This window comes from Synechococcus sp. 1G10 (genome assembly GCF_002252625.1).
GTDB lineage: Bacteria > Cyanobacteriota > Cyanobacteriia > PCC-6307 > Cyanobiaceae > Regnicoccus_A.
In genome coordinates this window covers 23,192-45,019 of sequence record NZ_NQKW01000003.1, presented here as the reverse complement: position 1 = coordinate 45,019, position 21,828 = coordinate 23,192, and the positions used below count along the sequence as shown (strand labels likewise).

Here is a 21,828-nt window from a genome sequence, read left to right as displayed (position 1 = left end):
AAGCGAACCTCCCCCCCTTTTCCGGAGTAGGCAATGGCGAATGAAACCATGGGCATCGCCCTCGGCATGATCGAAACGCGCGGCCTCGTGCCGGCAATCGAAGCGGCCGACGCCATGACCAAGGCCGCCGAAGTGCGTTTGATCGGCCGTGAGTTCGTGGGTGGCGGCTACGTGACCGTTCTGGTCCGCGGTGAAACCGGGGCCGTCAATGCGGCTGTGCGTGCCGGTGCCGATGCCTGTGAGCGCGTGGGCGACGGCCTGGTGGCTGCCCACATCATCGCCCGCCCCCACCGTGAAGTCGAGCCGGCCCTGAACAGCAACTTCGGTCTGGGTTCCAAGGACTGAGGTCTGACGCGCCCCTGACGGAGCGCAGCACTCTCATCTTTCCCACCCGACCAACAAGGAGATTTTCCCCATGAGCAAGAAGTACGACGCTGGGGTCAAGGAGTACAGGGACACTTACTGGACTCCCGACTACGTTCCCCTCGACACTGACCTGCTGGCCTGTTTCAAGGTCACTGGTCAGGAAGGCGTTCCCAAGGAAGAAGTGGCCGCTGCCGTGGCTGCCGAATCCTCGACCGGTACCTGGTCCACCGTGTGGTCCGAGCTCCTCACCGATCTCGACTTCTACAAGGGCCGTTGCTACCGGATTGAAGACGTTCCCGGTGACAAGGAGTCGTTCTACGCCTTCATCGCCTATCCGCTCGATCTGTTCGAGGAAGGCTCGATCACCAACGTGCTCACCTCCCTGGTGGGCAACGTGTTCGGCTTCAAGGCCCTGCGCCACCTCCGTCTGGAAGACATCCGCTTCCCGATGGCCTTCATCAAGACCTGCCCCGGCCCGCCGAACGGAATCTGCGTCGAGCGCGACCGGATGAACAAGTACGGCCGTCCCCTGCTGGGTTGCACGATCAAGCCGAAACTCGGCCTCTCCGGCAAGAACTACGGCCGGGTGGTGTACGAATGCCTCCGCGGTGGTCTCGATTTCACCAAGGACGACGAAAACATCAACTCCCAGCCCTTCCAGCGCTGGCAGAACCGCTTCGAGTTCGTGGCCGAAGCTGTACAGCTGGCTCAGGAAGAAACCGGCGAGAAGAAGGGGCACTACCTCAACTGCACCGCCGCCACTCCCGAGGAGATGTATGAGCGTGCCGAGTTCGCGAAAGAACTGGGCCAGCCCATCATCATGCACGACTACATCACCGGTGGCTTCACGGCCAACACCGGCTTGTCGAAGTGGTGCCGCAAGAACGGCATGTTGCTGCACATTCACCGTGCCATGCACGCGGTGATCGACCGTCACCCCAAGCACGGCATCCACTTCCGGGTGTTGGCCAAGTGCCTGCGCCTCTCCGGTGGTGACCAGCTCCACACCGGCACCGTGGTGGGCAAGCTGGAAGGTGATCGCCAGACCACCCTCGGCTTCATCGACCAACTGCGTGAATCCTTCGTTCCCGAAGACCGCAGCCGCGGCAACTTCTTCGACCAGGATTGGGGTTCGATGCCCGGCGTCTTCGCTGTGGCCTCCGGCGGTATCCACGTGTGGCACATGCCCGCGCTGGTGGCGATCTTCGGCGACGACTCCGTGCTGCAGTTCGGTGGTGGTACCCACGGTCACCCCTGGGGTTCCGCCGCTGGCGCCGCCGCCAACCGTGTGGCCCTGGAAGCCTGCGTCAAGGCCCGCAACGCCGGTCGTGAGATCGAGAAGGAGAGCCGCGACATCCTCATGGAAGCCGCGAAGCACAGCCCCGAGCTCGCCATCGCGCTCGAGACCTGGAAGGAAATCAAGTTCGAGTTCGACACCGTCGACAAACTTGACGTCAACTGATCGGGGCTGTTGACCTAAGGGAGGGAGAAACTCCTTCCCTTCGGTCACATCCGGTTTGCCTGCATTCACCTGATTCCCCACAAGGATCCCCATGCCCTTCAAGAGCACCGTGGGTGACTACCAAACAGTCGCCACCCTGGAGACATTCGGCTTCCTCCCGCCGATGTCACAGGACGAGATCTACGACCAGATCGCTTACATCATTGCCCAGGGATGGAGCCCGCTTGTCGAGCACGTCCACCCCAGCCGTTCGATGTCGACCTATTGGTCGTACTGGAAACTGCCCTTCTTCGGTGAGAAGGATTTGGGCGTGATCGTCAGTGAGCTCGAAGGCTGCCACCGCGCCTACCCCGACCATCACGTCCGTCTGGTCGGCTACGACGCCTACACCCAGAGTCAGGGTTCCTGCTTCGTGGTCTTCGAAGCACGCTGATCACTCCAGCAGGTTCCGGCCTCATACCCGGAACCTGCTGCCCTCACTATTCATTCTTCCGACAGCTCGTGAGGGGCTGGTGAACGGCAGGTCATGGGTCCTCCCTTCACCAGTTCTTTCCAGCTGTCTCCTTCCAGGTTGTTTCTTCACAGGGCGGACATGGCATCTCAATCCAGTCGCGAAGCGGCCCTTGCGCGCCGGATGGCGCTCTCCACAGCCGGGAAATCGGCGGAGAAGCGGTACGCCAACAGCGCCAACCGAACCCGCAGCGCCGCTGAGGCCCGCCCCACCCGCTCGATCACCCCGGTGGCACCGGCCGTCAGCCACGAGGTCAGTGCGCCCTCCAAGCCGTTGTTCAGCAGCGGCGGTCATGGTTCCACCAGCCCATCCCGCTCGGTCAACCGCGCCGCCATCAGCAACCCGAGCCGGGATCTGGTCCTGGCAAGGCGTGAGGCCCTCAGCAAACGCGGCAAGCGGGCTGACACAAGCAAGGATCGCAGTCGTGATGGCAGCTCGTTGCGCGCCGTTTCCACCCCAACCCCAGAGCCCGTGAGCCCGCAGCCGCCAGCGGTCAGCCGGCCCGCTTTCTCCTTGAGCTCCACTCCTTCCAGTTCTCTCGGCGATCGCCGCAGCAACGGCACCCGGCCGACCTCGAAGCGCTCCGCCCAGTTCAATCCCAGCCGCGCCATTGTGATGGCCCGCCGGGAAGCTCTCTCCAAGCGCGGCAAGTCGGCCTCAACCAACAGCTCCAGCGGCACCGCGGCCGTTGTGCGCCAGTCGAACCCCGACATCAGCAGCCGGGAACTGGCCCACCGCATCCGCGATCTCAAGAGCAAGAACGGCGCGGGTGCCGTCAGCCGCGGCACAGGAGTCACCCGGCCCACGGGTCCCCGCCGCGGGCCCAACAAGCCTGAAGGTGCCCAGGACGCAAGCTGGAAGGTGAGCGCCAGTGAAACCCTGCGCGGTCAGGTGGTCACCGGCACCCAGGCCAACCGTTCCGAGAAGACGACCGGTAACGAGGCCAGCACCTGCCGTCCCATCACCGGGACCGAATACATGGGAGCTGAGATTTTCCGCAGCTTCTGTCAGAACGAGCCCTCCCCCCTTCAACCCGCCAAGGTGCGCGTCACGGCCACCAGCCACGGCAACCGGGTCACCGGCAATGAGGTGGGTCGCTCCGAAAAGGTCACCGGAGATGAACCCGGCACCTGCAAATCCATCACCGGTACCGAGTACATCTCAGCGAATCAGGCGGCGGCCTACTGCGGCATCACCTCCGTCAGTCCCCGCAAGGTGGGACTCAGCCAGACCGTTGCCGGGCGGCCGGTCTCGGGTGTGATGGTGGGACGCTCTGAGCGGGTCACCGGCGATGAGCACGGTGCAGGCATCCAGCCCACCGGCACCCAGTACCTGGGCTCCGATTCGATCAGCACGCCTGGCCAGGCTCCGCCAAAGGTGGCCAGCGTCCAGACCCTCAGGGGCACCGGTATCACCGGCACTCTTGTCGGTCGCAGTGACAAGGTCACCGGTGATGAACCTGGCAGCTGCCGCCGTGTCACCGGCGATGAATACATCGGCAGCCAGCAGTACCAGAATTTCTGCGGTGCTCGCCCTGAGCCCGAAGCGGCAAAGGTCGGGTTCAGCCTCACCAACAAACAGCTGATCGTCTCAGGCACCAGCACCGGTCGCTCATCCAAGGTCACCGGTGATGAGCCCGGTACCTGCAAGGCCGTCACCGGCACGCCCTACGCCGGACTCGAGCAAGCCAGCGCCTGGTGCGATTCCTCCTCGGTTCGCGGCATCCGCCAGCGGACTCCAGCCCGCGCCGGCACCCCCGGACCGCGCATGAGCGGCCTGCAACCGGGTATCGGCGGGGTGATGACCGGGGCCTCCAAAGGTGCCTGTGAAACCATCTCCGGCACCCCGTACATCGGCGTCGATCAATACAACGAAGCCTGCAGCGCCGCCCAGGGTCACGAAGCCGATTTCCCCCAACCGTTGGACCCCCAGCCCTGGCAGGAGTTCAGCGTGCAATCCCCAGCAAGGGCTGCCCATCAGCAGCGGGAGCGCGGCTCCGCTGTCACCGGCACCCGCTACGAAACCAGCGCCAGGATCACCGGCCCTTTTGATCTGGCCGGTGGCAAGGTCACCGGCACCGAACAGGCACGTTTCGACCAGCGCAGCCCCGAGCCGCAGCCGCTTCCCCCGATGCGGCGTCAGACCTCGGTGCTGCCACCCCGCCCCCAGGCTGCGGCGCCTCTTCCCAGTGCGCCGGTCAGCCTTGATGAAGACGTGCGGCCCACCAGCCGAGTCACAGGGGAAGGCATTTCCGCCGGTCTGAACATCACCGGTGACGACTGGGATCGGGGCAAGCGCGTTACCGGCACCGAGGGTGTATCAGCCCGACGCCGCAATCCCACCCGCACCGGGCCAATGACGGCAATGGCCGCCATCCCCCTCAAGCGCAATGACGAAGTGGTGCAACCGGTCAGCCGCGTCACCGGCTCCAGTGGCAACACCGACAAAGGCTCACTGATCACCGTTTCAGGCGGTGCCCGAGGTTGAGTCTCTCTCCACGTTCCTCCCTGTCGCAGCACTGAACCTTGCCCCGCCCCCGCCGCTACGGCTCAGCCGAGAGGCCCCTGGCTCCCACGGCCCCAGCCCGCCGTCCCGCTACCAGCCCCTCTCTTTCCGGCTCAGCGCTGGGGAGAGCTAGCCGCATCACCGCGGTCCGGAACCGTCATCCGCTCAGCGATGCAGCGGCCAACGAACGCCTCCAGGCCTACGACAGCCAGGTGAAGCAGTCGTTCGACCGGATTGTGCCCGTGCTCAAGCGCCTCTCAGCCCTGCAACACGACGATGACTTTGTGGAGCAGGCCCAGCGCCATGCCCTCAGAGAGCTCGGCCATGCGTTGCCCGCCACGATTCTGGAGTCGGCCTGGGTCAACCAACTCGACATGCGCAGCCTGTTCGCGTGGTGCCTGTACGAGGCCTATGAGCAGGTCAGTGCCAGCTTCTTCCGCGACGATCCGCTCCAGGGTCAGGAAGGAAGCGAGAGCGCCGAAGCCTTCAATGCCTTTCTGCTCTCCTGCGGGTTTCATCTGCTGGATGTGAGCCCCTGCGCGGATGGTCGTCTGGCCCATGCCATCGCCTATGCCCTGCGTCTGCCCTTCGGATCAGTCCGCCGCCGTCCCCATGCCGGCGCGATGTTCGATGTGGAGAACACCGTCGACCGCTGGGTGCGCACCGAGCATCTGCGCTATCGGGAAGCTCGGCCCAATGGCGCCCATGAGCCAACCCGCTACCTGAAGGTGGTGGTGTATCACTTCAGCTCAAGGGACCCCAGGCACGAGGGGTGTGCGGCCCATGGCTCCAACGATTCCGCCGCCGCTGCCGGGGGACTGCTTCGCCTGCAGGAGTTCCAGCAGGCGGTGGAGAACAGCTTCTGCTGCGGGGCCTCCGTTGACCTGCTCCTGGTCGGGCTGGACACCGACACCGATGCCATCCGTGTCCATGTGCCCGATGTGAGCGGCCACACTGATCAGGAGCGCTGGCTCGATGCCCTTGACGTGTACAGCGCCACCCAGGATCTCCCTGCCGAGGCTGCCCGGGACAGGGTGCTGGCCCTGGTGCTGGGCGCCCGCTCAGGCAACGGGGACGGCGTTCCCGACGGGGCCGTTGATCCGGGGATGGGGCGGCTGATCGCCCGCCTGATTGAGCACAACATCTCCCAGATCGATTTCGTGCGTACCTATCACGATGGGGCCTACGCCGATGCGGGCCATGCCGAGCGCTTCATCGGAGTCGGCATCGGTTTCAAGGAGATTCATCTGCGCAATCTCACTTACTTCGCCCACATGGACACTGTCGAAGAAGGGGCTGCCGATCTCGACGTGGGAGTGAAGATCTTCAAGGGACTGAACGTGTCCCGCGGGCTGCCGATTCCGGTGGTGATTCGTTTCGATTACCACGGCAGTGTGCCGGGGGCCCGCGAACGGGCCGTGCTCTACTGCCAGCGGACGGATGACGCCATTCGCAACCGCTATCCCGATCTGATGGGCAGCGGTCTTCTGCACACGTTGCTGAGCGTGCGCGACCGCGATCGTCACGTTCCCGCCGAAACGGTCGGGTCGTCGATCAAGCTGGAACAAGCTGGAGGCCATTGAGATGCTGATCTGCAAAGTCCTCAAGCCCCTGGTGTCCACCAACCGAATCCCCGAATTCGAGCACAAACATCTCCAGGTGGTGCTGGATGGCAGTTCCCAGAAGGTGGCCGTCGACGCCGTTGGCTGCATCCCCGGCGACTGGGTGATCTGTGTGGGCAGTTCAGCCGCCCGTGAAGCCGCCGGGAGCAAGTCCTATCCCAGCGACCTCACGATCGTGGGGATCATCGACCACTGGGACCCGGATGCTGGCTTACCTGTTCCGCAGCCACGTTCTGGAGCAGCCTGATGGAAATCATGCAAGTCACCGGCTCCCTCGTCTGCAGCCAACGGGTGGAAGGCCTGCTCCACTGGCAACTCCGCATCCTGCGCTCCACCAAAGGCAAGTTGATGGTGGCCGTCGACCCGGTGGGCGCCGCACCAGGCAACTGGGTGTTCACCGCCAGTGGCTCCGCCGCTCGCTTTGCCACCGGCGTTCCTGATACCCAGACCGACCTCACGATTGCTGGGATCATTGATCTCTGGGATCCAGACGGTTGATCCTCCCTCCCTCCACCTCCTTCCTGCCGTCAGCCCAGCTCGTTCCATGGCCACACCCTCCTCCCGCCAGCCCTCCTCCCGGCGCACCAGCGCCAGCAGCGGTGTGAGCCGAGCTGCCTCCGCCAAGGCACTTCCCGCCTCGACCACACCCTCATCCCCCTCCCCTGCGGACAAAGCCGTGGACCCGCCTCCAGCCCAAGGTTCATCCGCAACCAGTGGCAGCACCCCTGCCTCAGCCCCCGCAGCAGCGGCCCCCAGCCCACCGGCCAAGGCCAGCGGCAGCACCCCGGCAGCCGCCAGCCGCGGCCGCTCCGGTGGCACCACACCTCCCCCCAAGTCCCCCTCCTCCCCCTCCAAAGCCATGGCATCTACTCCGCACGGCATTGCTCTCGGCATGATCGAGACCCGCGGCCTCGTACCCGCGATCGAGGCGGCTGACGCCATGACCAAGGCCGCTGAAGTGACGATGATCTCCCGTGAATTCGTGGGTGGCGGTTACGTGACCGTGATGGTGCGCGGCGAAACCGGTGCAGTCAACGCCGCCGTGCGCGCCGGGGCCGATGCCTGCGAGCGTGTGGGAGATGGTCTTGTGGCCGCCCACATCATTGCCCGCCCCCACAGCGAACTGGAGCCGATCCTTGCCTTCAGCGGCGCTGAGCGCAGGAGCTGATCACCATGCAGACCGTTCACCCTCGGGTGCTGGGCTATCTGGGACGAACTCTGAGCCTGGAACTGTCCGCGGTTCAGCAGTACATGACCCAGGCCTCCCTGCTCGCCCTCTGGGGCGATGGCGGTTCCGCCGACCGGTTCCGCCAGGAAACGGTCGAGGAGATGCAGCATGCCGAGCGGCTGGTGCAACAGATGCTTCGGCTCGGCGTAGCGCCTGCCGCGTCCCAGCTGAAGCCGGTGAGCATCGCCCGCGACCTGTTCGGGCTGCTGCAACTGAATATCGTGCTGGAGGACGAACTGATTGAGCTGTATGCCGAGGCCAGTCGCTTCTGCCTGCTGATCGGTGATGAAGCCAACTCCACCTTCTTTCAGGATTTATGGAGTGAGGAACGACAACACGGCGAGGAACTCAACCAATGGCTTGCCGTTCTCAACGCCGGCCCGGCCCGCCTGCTTGAGCGCGCAACCTTCTAGGCAAGGCCCTCTGCGCCCCCCATTTGTCCGCCTCCTCCCTGTCCCTGCCGATCCAGCTGGTCTGGATCATTCCTCTCTACGGATTCAGCGGCATGCTGCTGTCGCTGCCGTGGGCGGCGGGCTGGTTCAAGCGCAACGGCCCACGCCCAGCTGCTTACCTGAATCTGCTGGTCACGCTGCTGGCGGTGATCCACGGCAGCCTGATCCTGCAGCAGGTGTGGCAGCTCGGCCCCCAGCACCTGGAGTTCCCCTGGTTCCAGGCCGCCGACCTCGACCTGCGCATCGGCTTCGACCTCTCGCTCACCAACCTGGCGGCGCTTGAGCTGGTGACGGGCTTGAGCCTGCTGGGCCAGGTGTACGCCCTCGGCTACCTCGACAAGGAATGGTCGCTGGCGCGGTTCTACGCGCTGGTTGGTTTCTTTGAAGGAGCTCTGGCCGGCGTGGTGCTGAGCAGCAGCCTGTTCATGAGCTATTTCCTGCTGGAGATGCTCACCCTCTCCACCTATCTGCTGGTGGGGTTCTGGTATGCCCAGCCCTTGGTGGTCACGGCCGCGCGCGACGCCTTCCTCACCAAGCGGGTGGGCGATGTGCTGCTGCTGATGGGGATGGTGGCACTCTCGGCCTGGGCGGGCTCAATGGAGTTCCAGGATCTCTACGTCTGGGCCGCTGAGGCCGACGCCAGCGGTGCGCTCACGCCCCTTGCCGGCACGCTGCTCGGGCTGGGGATGATTGCCGGACCGATGGGCAAGTGCGCCCAGTTCCCGATGCACCTCTGGCTCGATGAGGCGATGGAGGGGCCGAATCCGGCCTCGATCCTGCGCAACTCGGTGGTCGTCACCGCCGGCGCCCTGGTGCTGATGAAGGTGATGCCACTGCTGCGCTTCTCCCCCCTGGCCACCACCGTGCTGCTGGTGGTGGGCACGATCAGCGCCCTCGCCGGCGCCCTGGTGGCCATCGCCCAGGTGGACATCAAACGGGCCTTCTCGTATTCCACGACCTCCTACCTGGGGCTGGTGTTCATCGCGATTGCTCTGCAGCAACCGGCGATCGCGCTGCTGCTGCTGTTTGCCCACGGCCTCTCCAAGGCCTTGCTGTTCATGAGCGTGGGCAGCATCATCGCCACCACCAACTGCCAGGACCTCACCGAACTGGGAGGTCTCGGCTCACGCATGCCCGCCACCACCAGCGCCTACCTGGTGGGCTCGGCCGGCCTGGTAGGCCTGCTGCCCCTGGGCTGCTTCTGGTGCTTTGGGCTGCTGGTCGAGACCTTTGCCCACCAGCAGCCCTTCTTCGCGGCCGTGTGCCTGCTCACTAATGCCCTCACCGCCTTCAACCTCACCCGCGTCTACCGGCACGTGTTCCTTGGCCCGTCGATGCCCAAAACCAAGCGCGCCCCGGAGGTGAACTGGCTGATGGCGCTGCCGATGGTGAGCCTGACGGTGCTGGTGGCACTGATGCCGGCGCTGATGGGCCGCCTCGATCCTGTTCCGGGCATCGCCTCCTTCTCCCTGCCGGTGGCCATTGCGGTTGTCTCCAGCGGGCTGGTTGGGGTGGCCGGCGGCGCTGTGGCGCCGCTTCACAAGTTCTGGTCGCGCTCTTTGCTCCAGCCGCTGCGAGTGCTGCAGGATCTGCTCGCCTCCGACTTCTACACCGATCGCATCTACCGGGCCACGATCGTCGCGGCGGTGGCCGGCCTGGCCAGGCTGAGCGACTGGCTCGACAGCAGGGTGGTGAACGGCCTGGTGAACGGAATCGGACGGCTGTCTCTGGCCAGTGCCGATGGCCTCAAGCTCGGCGTCAGCGGCCAGCTGCAGAGCTACCTGCTCACGGTGGTGCTGGCGATCGTGCTGCTGCTTGCCTCGCTGCAGTGGCTGGAGTGGCTGCATGGATAGCCCGAGCTGCTGGTGGAGCCACCCATGCCCATGCTGAGCATCCTGCTGCTGATCCCCTTCGCCGGCGCTCTGGCCCTCGTGCTCTGGCCCGGCCAGCTGCCCCCAGGACGGCTACGGGCGGTTGCCTTGGTGGTGCTCGGCCTGCAACTGGCCTGGAGCCTGATCGTCCTCGCCCGCTTTGATCCCACCAGCAGCGCCATGCAGCTGCAGGAGGCGCTGCCCTGGGTGAGCGGCCTCGGGCTCGAGTACAGGCTCGGCGTCGACGGCCTGTCGATGCCGCTGGTGCTGATCAACGGCGCGCTGACGCTGGTGTCGGCGATCTGCACGCGAGACATCAGCCAGCGGCCGCGCATCTACTTCGCCCTGTTGTTGGTGATCAGTGGCGCTGTGAACGGCGCCTTCCTGGCTGAGAACCTGCTGCTCTTCTTTCTCTTTTATGAGCTTGAGCTGATCCCGCTCTGGGCCCTGATCAGCATCTGGGGCGGTGCCAACCGTGCTTATGCGGCCACCAAGTTCCTTATCTTCACGGCGGTGTCGGGAATACTGATCCTGGGTGCCTTCCTGGGGTTGGCCCTGGCCACCGGCACGGTCGATTTCAGCCTCACACCGGTCAGCAGCGAGCAGCTGGCGATGGGCAGCCAATTGTTGCTGCTTGGAGCGCTGTTGATCGGCTTCGGCATCAAGGTGCCGCTGTTCCCTTTCCACAACTGGCTGCCGGACGCCCACACCCAGGCATCCACGCCGGTGTCGGTTCTGCTGGCTGGGGTGCTGCTGAAGCTCGGCACCTATGGCCTGCTGCGCTTCTGCCTGGGACTGTTCCCGGAGGCCTGGGCGCAGCTGGCACCAGGGCTGGCGATCTGGGCGGCGGTTTCAGTGTTGTTCGGTTCGCTGGCGGCGATTGCCCAGAAGGACATGAAGCGGATGGTGGCCTACAGCTCGGTGGGCCACATGGGCTACATCCTGCTGGCGGCGGCGGCGGCCACACCGGTTGCGATTCTCGGGGCGGTGTTCCAGATGGTGAGCCACGGGCTGATCTCGGCTCTGCTATTCCTGCTGGTGGGGATCGTTTACCGCAAGACCGGCACCCGCGACCTGACGGTGCTGCACGGGCTGCTCAACCCGGAGCGGGGCCTGCCGTTCACCGGCACGCTGATGATCCTTGGGGTCATGGCCAGCGCCGGCATGCCGGGCATGGCGGGCTTCATCTCCGAGTTCATGGTGTTCCGCGGCAGCATCAGCGCCTACCCGCTGGCCACGCTGCTCTCGATGCTGGGCTCGGGTCTGACGGCGGTTTACTTCCTGCTGCTGGTGAACCGCGCCTTCTTCGGCCGGCTGGCGATCACCCCAGCGACTGACCCTGTGGCCCACGGTCGTCTTGATGTGCGGCTTGCGCCTGTGGCACCCCGGGAAACGATTCCGGCGACGGGACTGGCCATGGCTGTGGTGGCGATCGGCCTGCTGCCCGCGGGCCTGGGGCGCCTGAGTGAGAGCACGAGCACGGCGATCGCCCAGCTGCCTGCCCTGGTGTCGGCGCTTCAGCTCGCGGCAGCGCCGTTATGGGGACTTCAGCCTGGAGGACTGGGCTGATGCCGATCATCCCGGCCGAGCTGGTGCACAGCGGTGGCATGCCCACCGCCGCTGAGCTGGAGGCGAAACTGCTGGCGGGGCAGACGTTGCTGGCCGACACCCGCGAGCATCTAATCGAAGTGGTGGATGTGCTCAAAAGCTACGGGGAGGTGCTCGATGCCTACAGCACCAACCTGATCTTCCAGGCCGAACATCAGTTTCTGGTGCCAGTGCCGCTGTTCAAGTACCTCGATGGCGAGAAGAGCCCCGCGAAGATCTGGCGCCACCTCAACCACGATCGGATCAATTTCGAGTACGCCGAATACTGCATGAAGGCGATGCTCTGGCACGGCACCGGCGGCCTCGATGCATACCTTGATTCTGCGGCTTTCGCCGAGAACTGCGCCGTGATCATCCGCCGCAAGACCCGGCGCGATCCGTTGCTGGCCCTGCTGCATCCGCTGTTTTCGGGCTTCCTGATCGAGATGATCCGCACGGCGGCCACGACCCACGCCCTGGGCCAGTTCTGGCGGGTGATGAGCGATCTGTTCCTCGATCTTGCCCGCGCTGAAGCCGACGGCAGCGTGGCTTCGATCGAGGCGGTGGTGGAGTTCATCAAGGACGGCCTGGTGGCCGCCGCCGCCAACCCGATCACCTACGGGGTGGAGGTGGCGGGTGAGAACCTCTGGGTGCTGCCACCGGAGGCGGGGCTCACCTTCCTGGTGGATGTGGCGGTGCCCTACGTGGAGGCGGTTTTCTTGCGAGGTTTGCCGTTCCTGGGCACTGTGAGCTTCAATGCCCAGGCTCAGCAGATCTCCCCGGATCAGGCCAAGTTCGCCTACGGAGCCCTGTTCGCCGATCCACTTCCCACGATGGGAGCCGGCATACCCCCCAGCCTGTTGATGCAGGACATGTTCCGTCACCTGCCGCAACGGCTGGATGGGCTCTACCGCAAGCGCACCCGGGGTGAGGGCGACGTACGCGTGAAGATCTGCATGAGCTTCCAGAAGTCGATGTTCTGCGTCACCAACGCAGCCATCCGTGGCACTTTCCCCCATCCCCTGAACAGCCCCGAACCGGCGGCCCGTGAGGCCAACCGTGCCTATGCCGCCGCCTGGGCCGCCCGACTGGCGGCAGCCCGAACCGACTGCCTCGACCCCCTGCCGTAGCTTGGATCCCATGGAGCAGCCCTGGACCCCGCGCCCAAAACCCGAACAAGCCGAGCGGCTCGAGCGGCGTATCGAATTCGCCGATTACGCCAGCAACCGGTCCTTCCTTGACCGCCTCAACGACCTGTGCGTACAGCAGGGCCGCTACCCAGATATCAGCTTCGGACGCACCTACGTGAACATCACCCTGCGCTCCGACGGCGACGACAGCCCGATCGCCTCCGCCGACCACGCCTTCGCTGCGGCCATCGATGACCTCCTTGCCTGAGCCCGAAGCCGGCAACGCTCCCTCTGACCTCGATGCCCCGGTCAACCTGCAGGAGGCCTACGAGGCCGCCAATGTGCAGGAAGTGCTCGACCAACTCGATGCCGACCTGATCGGGCTCAAGCCGGTGAAAACGCGCATCCGCGAGATCGCGGCGCTGCTGGTGGTGGAGCGGGCGCGCAAGCAAGTGGGCCTGGCCACGGCAGCGCCGAGTCTGCACATGTCGTTCACGGGCCGCCCCGGTACCGGCAAGACCACTGTGGCTGAGCGAATTTCCGAGATCCTGCACCGGCTGGGATACGTGCGCAAGGGCCATCTCGTGACCGCAACCCGGGATGATCTGGTGGGCCAGTACATCGGGCACACCGCGCCCAAGACCCGTGACATGCTCAAGAAGGCAATGGGCGGTGTGCTTTTCATTGATGAGGCCTACTATCTCTACCGCCCTGAGAACGAACGGGACTATGGCGCCGAAGCTATAGAGATCCTGCTTCAGGTGATGGAGAACAATCGCGACGACCTGGTTGTGATCTTCGCAGGCTACAAAGATAAGATGGATATCTTCTACCAGTCGAATCCTGGCCTCTCCTCACGGGTGGCCAATCACATTGATTTCCCTGATTATACCGCCGCAGAATTGCTGGCTATCGCCCAGTTGATTCTGGCTGCCGAGAGTTACCGCTTCGGCGATGAGGCCCAAGCCGCCTTCTACGAATATATCAAGCGGCGTATGCAGCTGCCCTTCTTCGCCAATGGCCGCTCTATCCGCAATGCCATCGACCGGGCACGCATGCGTCAGGCCAACCGGCTCTTCAACCACATGGGGCGGGGTCTGACCAAGCTGGACCTGATCACGATCCAGGCCGAGGACATCACCGCCAGCCGCGTGTTTCAGGGGGAAGTGGAAGGGCTCGATCCCAGCCTGCCGCTCACCTGACCTGCCATCTCAGCGACGGCGACGGCTGTCGATCTGGAGCAGATCTCGTACCTGTTGCAACTGGCGGGCCAGGGAGGGGTCCATCGCCAGTTTCTTCTCCACCTGCTCCACCGCGTACATCACGGTGCTGTGGTCCTTGCCGCCGAAGACATCGCCGATGCGGGGCAGGCTCAGGTCGGTGCTCTGGCGCAGCAGATACATGCCCACCTGGCGTGCCTGGCTCACCGCCCGTTTGCGGCTGCTGCTGCGCATCTCCTCGGCGCTGACCCCGAACACCTCGGACACCTTGTCCACCACCTGCTGGGGGGTGACCGGCACCTCATTGCCCACGGGATCAAGCATCGGCGCCACCGATTCCACCGTCATCGGCAGGCCGGTGATCGAGGCGAAGGCCACCGCCCGGGTCAGGGCACCCTCCAGTTCGCGGATGTTGGAGGTGAATCGCCCCGCCAGGTACTGAATCAGGTCGCGGGGGAGAATCATGCGCTCCTGTTCCGCCTTCTTGTGAAGGATCGCCATGCGCGTTTCCAGGTCGGGCGTCTGGATGTCGGCGATCAGACCCATGGAGAAACGTGAAATCAGACGCTCCTGAAGGCGGGGGATCTGGCTGGGGGGGCGGTCGCTGGCGATCACGATCTGGCGACCGGCCTCGTGCAGGGCGTTGAAGGTGTGGAAGAACTCCTCCTGGGTGTACTCCTTGCCCTCGATGAACTGGATGTCGTCCACCAGGATCAGGTCAGCGGCGCGATAGCGATCGCGGAACTTCTGCATGCCGTCCTTGCGGATGGCCTGGATCAGGTCGTTAGTGAAGGTTTCGGTGGAGACGTAAAAGACCCGGGCCTCCGGATCGATCTCCAGGCGGTAGTGGCCGATCGCCTGCATCAGGTGGGTCTTGCCCAGCCCGACGCCGCCGCAGAGGAAAAGGGGATTGAATTCACGGCCTGGCGCTTCTGCCACCGCCAGAGCCGCCGCGTGGGCCATGCGGCTGTTCGGTCCCACCACGAAGCGGTTGAAGACATAGCGGGGGTTGAGCCCCGGAGCCGGACGGCGGGGTGTCTCGCCGCTGGCGGTGGGTCCGCTGGGGCCCTCTGTGGCCCGCAGCACAGCCCCCGGTGAGGCACCGGCCGCCGTCTGCTGGCCAGTACCCGGGCGCTCGGCCGGGGTGGAGCCATTCAGGGCCCCATCCAGCTCCTGCACGGCGGCGGTGCCGACTTCCACCTGAATGGCGTGGCCGGCGAGATCGGTGGCCACCGCGGCGATCATCACCAGGTAGTTCTTGCGCAACCAGCCGCTGGCAAAGCTGTTGGGAGCCTCCAGCAGGAGCTGGCCGTCGGCGTAGCCCGTGCAGCGGGCCGGCCGGATCCAGGTTTCAAAAGTGGGCTTGCTGAGGTTGGCCTGCAGTGCCTCCTGGACTTGGTGCCACAGCTCCTGACCCTGCTGCACCGTCCAACCCTCACTCAGCCAGTGGCCGAATATAGGCAGCTCCCCCGACCTGCACCGTCTTTAATGAAGCGCTTCGCGGACCCGCTCGGCTTCGCGGCCCCGCTCCGCTCCCCAGCCATGACTCCCCAACGCGCCTCTGGCCTCCTGACCCCCCGTCGCCGGGTCCTGGCCGCCACCGGCCTCTGTGGATTCCTCCTGGCCAGCTGCGCAATCCCGCTGCCGAACATCCCTGGGCTGCCCAGGGGTGGCCCCACCGCCCCGGGTCCGCGCGTGAGTGACGCCCCGCCAGCCGCACCGCTTCAGGTGGGCAGCAACTTCATCGTCAAGGCGGTCGAGAAGGTCGGTCCCGCTGTGGTCCGCATCGACACGGTCAAACGGGTGATCAATCCCCTCGGGGGCCTGTTCGGCGGGGGACCCTCGATCCAGCAGCAGCAGGGCCAGGGGTCGGGCTTCATCACCCGCTCCGACGGGGTGATCCTCACCAACGCCCACGTGGTGGAAGGTGCCAATGAAGTGTCGGTGACCCTGCCGGATGGGCGCAGCTTCAACGGCAAGGTGCTTGGGGCCGATCCCCTCACCGACATCGCTGTGGTCCGGGTGGTCGCCCAGAAGCTGCCGGTGGCGCCCCTGGGGGATTCCAGTCAGGTGCGTCCTGGTGAATGGGCAATCGCCATCGGCAACCCCCTTGGCCTCGACAACACCGTGACGGCGGGCATCATCAGCGCGATTCAGCGCACCAATGCCATCGGCGAAGGCCAGCGGGTGCCCTACATCCAGACCGATGCGGCGGTGAACCCCGGCAACAGCGGCGGCCCCCTGATCAACGACCGCGGTCAGGTGATCGGGGTGAACACCGCCATCCGCCAGGCGCCTGGGGCGGGTCTGAGCTTCGCGATCCCGATCAACCTGGGTAAGCAGATCGCCGCCCAGATCCTGGAGAAGGGACGCGCCTCACACCCTTATATCGGAGTGCGCCTGCAGGCGCTCACTCCTCGACTGGCACGGGAAATCAATGCCACCTCCAGCGAATGCCGCCTGCCGGAAACCGATGGGGTCGTGGTGGTGGAGGTGCTCAAGGACAGCCCGGCAGCCAAGGCGGGCCTGAAGCCCTGCGACCTGATCGAGACCGTTGGTGGCAAGGCGGTGAAGAATCCTTCCGAAGTGCAGGTGGCCGTTGATCAGGGCAAGGTGGGCCAGCCCCTGTCGATCAGCATCAGACGAGGGAACAGCAGCCGCAGCGTCACCCTCGAGCCGGCGGAGCTGCGCTCCGGCGAGTGAGCCCGCTGACGCTGATCCGTCCCAGGAGGCAGCTGGTGGTGATGGCCCGTTGGCCAGCAGCGGGGCGTTGCAAAAGCCGTCTGGCGGCCGGCATCGGCCCCGAGGCAGCCGCCCGTATCCAAAGCCGGCTGAGTGAGCACACCATGGCTGCAGCTCGCCAGCTGGGCGGCATCGACCTGGTGCTGGCGGTGAGCGGCCTGGGCCCGCGGGGCGCCCGGCGCTGGGGCCAAAGCCTCGGCGCCCACCGCGCCGTACCGCAGGGGATCGGTGGCCTGGGCAGCCGGATGGCCAGGCAGCTGGCGCGCGCTTTCGGCGAGGGTGCCCAGCAGGTGCTGCTGATCGGCACCGACCTGCCCCTGCTGAGCAGCGCGGATCTCGAAGCGGCCTTCGCCGCGTTCGCCCAAAGCCCCCTGGTGCTCGGACCGGCCAGCGATGGGGGCTACTGGCTGATCGGGCTCACTGCGCGCCGCTCCAGCCTGCTCAGCGGAATTCCATGGGGCAGCAACGACGTGCTCCGCCGCACCCTGGAGCGGGCCGCCTTTGAGGAGCTGGATCCAGCTCTGCTTGCGGTTCACAGCGACCTGGACCGCCCCGGGGACCTGGAGCCCTGGCTGGGGTGAGGGCAACAACGGCTGCACCATCTGCCGTCGGCGCCCCCCTTGCGGTGGTGATCCCTGCCCTGAACGAGGCGGGGCACTTGCCTGCCCTGCTGGCGGATCTGGCCATGGCTCCCGCCGGCCTGATCGAGAGCTGCCTGGTGGTGGATGGGGGCAGCAGTGATGGCAGCCCCAGCCTCTCGGGCCTGGCGGGAGCACGGGTGATGCAGGCGCCAGGCGGACGGGGCTGTCAGCTGGCGGCGGGAGTCGCCCGCAGCCGTGCCGCCTGGTTGCTGTTGCTGCATGGCGACCTGCGTCTGGCGCCAGGATGGTGCTCGGCGGTGCAGCGGGCCATGGCCGCCCCTGAGGCCGCCTGGTGTTTCCGCCTGCAGATCCAGGGGGCAGGTCCTGTCCTGCGCCTGGTGGAGTTGGGCGTGCGGATGCGCAGCGGCCTCGGCCAGCTGCCCTATGGCGACCAGGGGCTGCTGCTGCCGCGGCGCCTGCTGGAGCGCGCCGGCGGCCTGCGGGCCCTGCCCCTGATGGAAGATCTCGATCTGATCCTGCGGCTGCGCCAGCTGGGCCCGATCCACGACCTCGGGCTGCCTGTGCAGGTGGATGGACGGCGCTGGCGGCGCCTGGGGGTCTGGGGCACGGCCTGGCGCAATGCCCGGTTACGGCGCGACTGGCGCCGCGGTGTTGATCCCGCGGCCCTGGCAGCCCGGTACTACCAGCTGTGAGCAGGCCGGCTGGACCTCAGGAGGGTCAGGGTGAATACCAGAAGGCACAGCGCCGCTGGTGAGGTTCCAGCTCCCACCCCTGCGACTGATAGAACCCCACCACTTCGGGATCGGCGAACAGGCTGACCCGGTCTACCTCCATCAGCCTGAGCTGCTCGAGCACGTAGTCCATCAGCTGTCGCCCCAGGCCAGCGCCCTGATACAGGGGGTGGACGGCCACATCCCAGACCGTGGCCTCCATCACCCCATCGCCGGTGCAGCGGGCGAAGCCCACCAGGCGCGGCACCCGCGGGTCATGGCGCCAGAGCCCCACCCTCAGCAGGCTGTTCTGCAGGGCTTTGCGCACTCGCCTGATCGGACGGCGGCTCCAGCCGACGGCATCACAGAGCTGCTCGAGTTCCACCAGATCGATCTCCCGCTCCAGGCTGAGCACCAGCTCCAGCTGGGGGTTCGGACTGGGGCAGTGGCGCCAGCCGGGGCCGTAAATGCTCGAAAGGAGCGGGTCTGTGTCCAAACCAGACGGCCGAGGCAACGCATTGGCACGATCCTGGCCGATCGAGGGCGTTACAGGGCAGGCTGGTGGCAGACCCCCAGAAGTGATTGGTTGCTCGCTGCAAGGCCTTGGAACCCCACCAGCCTGGGCTGCTGCTGATCGCTCTGCACGGCTGGATGCTCTCCGGCCGGCTGTGGGACCCGCTGGCGGCTGAACTGCAGAACCGCTGGCGACTGTGGTGCCCTGATCTGCCGGGCTTCGGAGCGGAACCGCGTCCGGCTGGACTGCAGCCGAGCCTGGCCAGCTATGGGCGCTGGGTCAGCGAGGCCTGCAACCGGATCGATCCCGACTCACCCATCGTGTTGATGGGCCACTCCCTGGGGGGCAGCATCGCCCTGCATGCGGCCGGGTTCCTGGGGCCACGGCTGCGGGGGGTGATCCAGATCGCCGCCGGCGGCGGGGTCTATCAGCCCAGGGCCTTCGCCCGGGTGCGGCAAGGGGGTTCCCTGTTCCTGCGCTACCGCCCTGGATGGCTAGCGCGGCTGCCAGGCACCGAGGCAATCCGCAGTCCGCTGGTGGCTGAGGCGCGCGCGGCCCGGGGACTGCTGGCCTGCAGCACCAACCGCGGCGCCGTCAGCCAGCTGCCCTCACTCACCGCCGCCCTGCAGGTGCCGAGCCTCTGGATCGCGGGCAGCCAGGACCAGGTGATGGCTCCCCGCTACGTACGCCACCTGGCGGGCTATGCCCCAGGCCATGAACTGGCCGTCATCCCCGACTGCGGCCACTTGCCGATGCGGCAGTGTCCCCGCCAGCTGGCCGCCCTGATCGACGCCTGGCTGGAGCGGCTGCCCTGAGTCCTAAAGGCGGGCCAGACCCCGCTCCTGCAGGTCCGCCAGCTCGGCATAGAGGCCACCGGCCGCCCGCAGCTCCCGGTGGGTGCCCTGCTCGATCAGCCGCCCCCGACGCAGCACCAGGATGCGGTCGGCAGCCTCCACCGTAGCCAGGCGGTGGGCGATGACGATGGCGGTGCGGCCGGTGAGCAGCCGCTCCAGATCGCGCTGGAGCGTGGCCTCGGTTGAGGGATCCATGAAGGCGGTGGCCTCATCCATCACCAGCACGGAGGGATCCCGCATCGCCACCCGGGCCACCGACAGCAGCTGGCGCTCACCCGAGGAGAGGTTCCCGCCCCGCTCACGCAATTCAGTGGCCAGGCCGTCAGGCAGGCGACGCAGCAGGGGATCAAGACCCAGCTCGGCGCAGATCCGCTCCAGGTCGGCCTGGGGGATCGGCGCATCGAGGCGAAGGTTGTCTGCCACGTTGCCGCTGAACAGGAACGTGTCCTGCAGGACCACACCCAGCCGCTGGCGCAAGGTGGCACTGGGCAGCTCGCGGATGTCGATGCCATCGAGCAGGATCCGGCCGCTCTGGGGCTCATAGAGCCGGCAGAGCAGTCGGATGATGGTGGTCTTGCCGGAGCCGGTGGGACCCACCAGGGCCACCTTCTCCCCCGGGGCGATGCGGAAGCTCAGGTCGGTGAGGATCGGATCATCCGGGCGGTAGGCGAAGCTCACCGCCTCGAAGATCACCTCCCCGGCGCTGGCTCGCAGCAGTCCCGAGCGCTGGGCGGCACTGCTGCGCAGGCCCTGCTCCAGGTCGGCGATCTCGATCGGCTGCTCCATCAGCTCACCGATGCGCTCCACCGCCGTGAGTCCTCCCTGGATCTGAGTGAAGCGCTCCGCCAGCTGGCGCAGGGGGTCGAACAGGCGCTGGGAAAAGAGGATGAAGGTGGTGAGGGTGCCCAGGCCGATGGTGCCGGCGATCACCATCCAGCCCCCAATGGCCAGCACCACGGCCACGGCGGTGAGAGCCACCCATTCGATGAAGGCCGAGACGCCACTTTCATAAAAAATCGTGCCGGTGACGGCGCGGCGGTAGGCGTTGGTGGTGACGGCGAAGCGGGCACTGTTGGTGGCCTCACGCCGGAACATCTGCACCACCTCAAGCCCCTGCAGGTTCTCCTGCAGATCGGCGTTGAGCTGGCTCAGCTCTTCACGCACCCGGTAATTGGCCTTGCGGTAACGGCCCTGCAGCCAGAGGATCACCAGGGTGGCCGGCACCTGAGTGGCCAGCAGCAGGGAACCGAGGCGAGGTTCGATGCTGATCATCGTGACGCCGATCACCAGCAGGCTGACCAGATCGGCCAGCACACCCACGGCGCCGCTGCCGAACACCTCGGCCAGGGCATCGACATCGCTGGTGAGGCGGGTGAGCAGCTTGCCCACCGGCGTGCGGTCGTGGAAGCGCAGCGAGAGGGCCAGGGCGTGGCGGAAGAGGTCATCGCGAATGCGGGCCGTGAGCCGCTGGCCCACCGCCTGGACGCTGTAGGACTGGGCCCCCTGCAAAGCCAGTCGCAGCAGGACCGCCCCGAAGAGAATCAACACCAGGGTGCGGATCGCCTGCGACACGCTCTGCCCCGCCAGCCAGGCGGCCCTGGGCTCACCACGCAGGACGGCGATGGCCTGACCGATCAACAGGGGCTGGATCGCAGCGGCCAGGGCCACGGGGATCAGCAGCAGCACCACCAGGATCAGACGGCGCCGGTCGTAGCGCAGGTAGGGCAGCAGCCGGCCGAGTCGCTGGCGGTCGAGGGCGGCCATCAGCGCTGGGATGGGATGGAGGCGGACGTGGTGGTCGCGCAGCTGGAGGTGGCGACCCTGTCGACGATGTGCTGCAGCTCGCCGAGATCGAAGCGCAGTGCCAGGGGATTGCCGATCAGGCGGGCGGTGCTGTGGAACAACTCATCAAGAGCCACCAGGCCGTTGTCGCGCAAGGTGCGGCCGGTGGCCACCAGATCCACGATCGCCTCGGAAATGCCGGTGATCGGACCCAGCTCCACCGAGCCGGTGAGATGGATCAGTTCCACGGGCAGATCAAGCCCTGCAAAAAAGGTTTCGGCGCAGCGCACGAACTTGCTGGCCACCCGGCAGTGAGCCGGCAGCTCAGCCGCCCGGGTGTAGCCGCTGTTTTCCTTCACGGCCACGGCCATGCGGCAGCCGCCGAAGCCCAGATCCAGCAGTGGTGCCACCGGCAACTGGTGCTCGCGCAGCACGTCATCGCCCACCACACCCAGCTGTGCCTGGCCATAGGCCACGTAGACAGGCACATCGCCATTACGCACCAGCAGGGCCCTCGCCCGGCCGCAGGGACTGGGCACCATCAGCTGGCGATTGTCGGCATCGAGCAGGGCGCTGAAATCAAGCCCGGCGGCGGCGAAGCAGCGCACCGAATCCTTCAGCAGAGCCCCTTTGGCTAGCGCGACGGTGATCATGGACTTACACCGCAACC

At 66.2% G+C, this 21,828-nt stretch carries 22 protein-coding genes; 18 read left to right on the top strand and 4 right to left on the bottom strand.

Going from position 1 to position 21,828, the window contains the following annotated elements:
* Positions 1-33 precede the first annotated feature (33 nt).
* The 14 genes from CJZ82_RS03625 (at position 34) to cbbX (ending at position 13,936) form a co-directional block, all read left to right on the top strand.
* Complete coding sequence (locus tag CJZ82_RS03625) at positions 34-345, top strand: BMC domain-containing protein (RefSeq protein ID WP_035828781.1); 312 nt, start codon at positions 34-36, stop codon at positions 343-345.
* 70 nt (positions 346-415) lie between these two features.
* A complete protein-coding gene (locus tag CJZ82_RS03620; RefSeq protein ID WP_094554451.1) occupies positions 416-1,828 on the top strand; it encodes a form I ribulose bisphosphate carboxylase large subunit in 1,413 nt (470 codons plus the stop codon).
* Positions 1,829-1,919: 91 nt separating this feature from the next.
* Complete coding sequence (locus CJZ82_RS03615; RefSeq protein ID WP_094554450.1) at positions 1,920-2,261, top strand: ribulose bisphosphate carboxylase small subunit; 342 nt, start codon at positions 1,920-1,922, stop codon at positions 2,259-2,261.
* A 201-nt stretch (positions 2,262-2,462) separates the two neighbouring features.
* Positions 2,463-4,826, top strand: a complete 2,364-nt coding sequence (locus tag CJZ82_RS03610; RefSeq protein ID WP_094554449.1) for a CsoS2 family carboxysome shell protein — start codon at positions 2,463-2,465, stop codon at positions 4,824-4,826.
* Positions 4,827-4,864: 38 nt separating this feature from the next.
* Complete coding sequence (locus CJZ82_RS03605) at positions 4,865-6,427, top strand: carboxysome shell carbonic anhydrase (RefSeq protein WP_094554448.1); 1,563 nt, start codon at positions 4,865-4,867, stop codon at positions 6,425-6,427.
* 1 nt (position 6,428) lies between these two features.
* Positions 6,429-6,713 carry a carboxysome peptide A gene (locus CJZ82_RS03600; protein ID WP_094554447.1) on the top strand — a complete coding sequence of 95 codons (285 nt, stop codon included), beginning with the start codon at positions 6,429-6,431 and terminating at the stop codon, positions 6,711-6,713.
* Positions 6,713-6,964: a carboxysome peptide B gene (locus tag CJZ82_RS03595; protein WP_094554446.1), complete on the top strand. Its 252-nt coding sequence runs from the start codon at positions 6,713-6,715 to the stop codon at positions 6,962-6,964. Before CJZ82_RS03600 ends, CJZ82_RS03595 begins: the two co-directional genes overlap by 1 nt.
* A gap of 46 nt (positions 6,965-7,010) precedes the next feature.
* A complete protein-coding gene (locus CJZ82_RS19455) occupies positions 7,011-7,634 on the top strand; it encodes a BMC domain-containing protein (protein ID WP_094554445.1) in 624 nt (207 codons plus the stop codon).
* Positions 7,635-7,639: 5 nt separating this feature from the next.
* Positions 7,640-8,107 carry a ferritin-like domain-containing protein gene (locus CJZ82_RS03585; RefSeq protein ID WP_094554444.1) on the top strand — a complete coding sequence of 156 codons (468 nt, stop codon included), beginning with the start codon at positions 7,640-7,642 and terminating at the stop codon, positions 8,105-8,107.
* Between the two features lie 23 nt (positions 8,108-8,130).
* On the top strand, positions 8,131-9,999 hold the full coding sequence (locus CJZ82_RS03580) for an NAD(P)H-quinone oxidoreductase subunit F (RefSeq protein WP_255380773.1): 1,869 nt from the start codon (positions 8,131-8,133) through the stop codon (positions 9,997-9,999).
* A 30-nt stretch (positions 10,000-10,029) separates the two neighbouring features.
* Positions 10,030-11,586 (top strand): NADH-quinone oxidoreductase subunit M, encoded by a 1,557-nt coding sequence (locus tag CJZ82_RS03575; RefSeq protein ID WP_094554443.1) that lies wholly within the window; start codon positions 10,030-10,032, stop codon positions 11,584-11,586.
* On the top strand, positions 11,586-12,734 hold the full coding sequence (locus CJZ82_RS03570) for a CO2 hydration protein (RefSeq protein WP_094554442.1): 1,149 nt from the start codon (positions 11,586-11,588) through the stop codon (positions 12,732-12,734). Before CJZ82_RS03575 ends, CJZ82_RS03570 begins: the two co-directional genes overlap by 1 nt.
* Before the next feature lie 10 nt (positions 12,735-12,744).
* Positions 12,745-13,002, top strand: coding sequence for a 4a-hydroxytetrahydrobiopterin dehydratase (locus CJZ82_RS03565; RefSeq protein ID WP_094554588.1), 258 nt, complete (start codon positions 12,745-12,747; stop codon positions 13,000-13,002).
* Entirely contained in the window at positions 12,986-13,936 is a 951-nt protein-coding gene (cbbX, locus tag CJZ82_RS03560) for a CbbX protein (RefSeq protein WP_094554441.1), read from the top strand. Before CJZ82_RS03565 ends, cbbX begins: the two co-directional genes overlap by 17 nt.
* Positions 13,937-13,945: 9 nt before the next feature.
* On the opposite strand, the gene dnaA is transcribed toward cbbX, so the two are convergent.
* The gene (gene dnaA, locus CJZ82_RS03555; RefSeq protein ID WP_094554440.1) at positions 13,946-15,379 is read right to left on the bottom strand and encodes a chromosomal replication initiator protein DnaA; all 1,434 of its coding nucleotides are present in this window, start codon (positions 15,377-15,379) and stop codon (positions 13,946-13,948) included.
* Between the two features lie 117 nt (positions 15,380-15,496).
* On the opposite strand from dnaA, the gene CJZ82_RS03550 reads away from it, so the two are divergent.
* The 3 genes from CJZ82_RS03550 to CJZ82_RS03540 are packed head-to-tail and all read left to right on the top strand — an operon-like array spanning position 15,497 to position 17,990.
* Positions 15,497-16,657, top strand: a complete 1,161-nt coding sequence (locus CJZ82_RS03550) for a trypsin-like peptidase domain-containing protein (RefSeq protein ID WP_233130018.1) — start codon at positions 15,497-15,499, stop codon at positions 16,655-16,657.
* A complete protein-coding gene (locus CJZ82_RS03545; protein WP_233130017.1) occupies positions 16,654-17,277 on the top strand; it encodes a TIGR04282 family arsenosugar biosynthesis glycosyltransferase in 624 nt (207 codons plus the stop codon). Before CJZ82_RS03550 ends, CJZ82_RS03545 begins: the two co-directional genes overlap by 4 nt.
* A gap of 44 nt (positions 17,278-17,321) precedes the next feature.
* On the top strand, positions 17,322-17,990 hold the full coding sequence (locus CJZ82_RS03540; RefSeq protein ID WP_233130016.1) for a TIGR04283 family arsenosugar biosynthesis glycosyltransferase: 669 nt from the start codon (positions 17,322-17,324) through the stop codon (positions 17,988-17,990).
* Between the two features lie 25 nt (positions 17,991-18,015).
* Here CJZ82_RS03540 and CJZ82_RS03535 read toward each other — a convergent pair whose 3' ends face one another.
* Positions 18,016-18,504 carry a GNAT family N-acetyltransferase gene (locus CJZ82_RS03535; protein WP_094554439.1) on the bottom strand — a complete coding sequence of 163 codons (489 nt, stop codon included), beginning with the start codon at positions 18,502-18,504 and terminating at the stop codon, positions 18,016-18,018.
* 107 nt (positions 18,505-18,611) lie between these two features.
* On the opposite strand from CJZ82_RS03535, the gene CJZ82_RS03530 reads away from it, so the two are divergent.
* A complete protein-coding gene (locus CJZ82_RS03530; protein WP_233130015.1) occupies positions 18,612-19,337 on the top strand; it encodes an alpha/beta fold hydrolase in 726 nt (241 codons plus the stop codon).
* Positions 19,338-19,340: 3 nt separating this feature from the next.
* On the opposite strand, the gene CJZ82_RS03525 is transcribed toward CJZ82_RS03530, so the two are convergent.
* A complete protein-coding gene (locus CJZ82_RS03525) occupies positions 19,341-21,140 on the bottom strand; it encodes an ABC transporter ATP-binding protein (protein ID WP_094554438.1) in 1,800 nt (599 codons plus the stop codon).
* The gene (gene hisG / locus CJZ82_RS03520) at positions 21,140-21,811 is read right to left on the bottom strand and encodes an ATP phosphoribosyltransferase (RefSeq protein ID WP_094554437.1); all 672 of its coding nucleotides are present in this window, start codon (positions 21,809-21,811) and stop codon (positions 21,140-21,142) included. Before hisG ends, CJZ82_RS03525 begins: the two co-directional genes overlap by 1 nt.
* Between the last annotated feature and the right edge of the window lie 17 nt (positions 21,812-21,828).

Excerpts from the sequence above, each read along its gene's own strand:
- CJZ82_RS03610 (WP_094554449.1), top strand. The coding sequence starts at position 2,463 with ATGGCGCTCTCCACAGCCGGGAAATCGGCGGAGAAGCGGTACGCCAAC.
- CJZ82_RS03595 (WP_094554446.1), top strand. The coding sequence starts at position 6,713 with ATGGAAATCATGCAAGTCACCGGCTCCCTCGTCTGCAGCCAACGGGTG.
- CJZ82_RS03600 (WP_094554447.1), top strand. The coding sequence starts at position 6,429 with ATGCTGATCTGCAAAGTCCTCAAGCCCCTGGTGTCCACCAACCGAATC.
- CJZ82_RS03575 (WP_094554443.1), top strand. The coding sequence starts at position 10,030 with ATGCTGAGCATCCTGCTGCTGATCCCCTTCGCCGGCGCTCTGGCCCTC.
- CJZ82_RS03550 (WP_233130018.1), top strand. The coding sequence starts at position 15,497 with ATGACTCCCCAACGCGCCTCTGGCCTCCTGACCCCCCGTCGCCGGGTC.
- cbbX (WP_094554441.1), top strand. The coding sequence starts at position 12,986 with ATGACCTCCTTGCCTGAGCCCGAAGCCGGCAACGCTCCCTCTGACCTC.
- CJZ82_RS03615 (WP_094554450.1), top strand. The coding sequence starts at position 1,920 with ATGCCCTTCAAGAGCACCGTGGGTGACTACCAAACAGTCGCCACCCTG.
- CJZ82_RS03620 (WP_094554451.1), top strand. The coding sequence starts at position 416 with ATGAGCAAGAAGTACGACGCTGGGGTCAAGGAGTACAGGGACACTTAC.
- CJZ82_RS03625 (WP_035828781.1), top strand. The coding sequence starts at position 34 with ATGGCGAATGAAACCATGGGCATCGCCCTCGGCATGATCGAAACGCGC.
- CJZ82_RS19455 (WP_094554445.1), top strand. The coding sequence starts at position 7,011 with ATGGCCACACCCTCCTCCCGCCAGCCCTCCTCCCGGCGCACCAGCGCC.
- CJZ82_RS03585 (WP_094554444.1), top strand. The coding sequence starts at position 7,640 with ATGCAGACCGTTCACCCTCGGGTGCTGGGCTATCTGGGACGAACTCTG.
- CJZ82_RS03570 (WP_094554442.1), top strand. The coding sequence starts at position 11,586 with ATGCCGATCATCCCGGCCGAGCTGGTGCACAGCGGTGGCATGCCCACC.
- CJZ82_RS03525 (WP_094554438.1), bottom strand. The coding sequence starts at position 21,140 with ATGGCCGCCCTCGACCGCCAGCGACTCGGCCGGCTGCTGCCCTACCTG.
- hisG (WP_094554437.1), bottom strand. The coding sequence starts at position 21,811 with ATGATCACCGTCGCGCTAGCCAAAGGGGCTCTGCTGAAGGATTCGGTG.
- CJZ82_RS03565 (WP_094554588.1), top strand. The coding sequence starts at position 12,745 with ATGGAGCAGCCCTGGACCCCGCGCCCAAAACCCGAACAAGCCGAGCGG.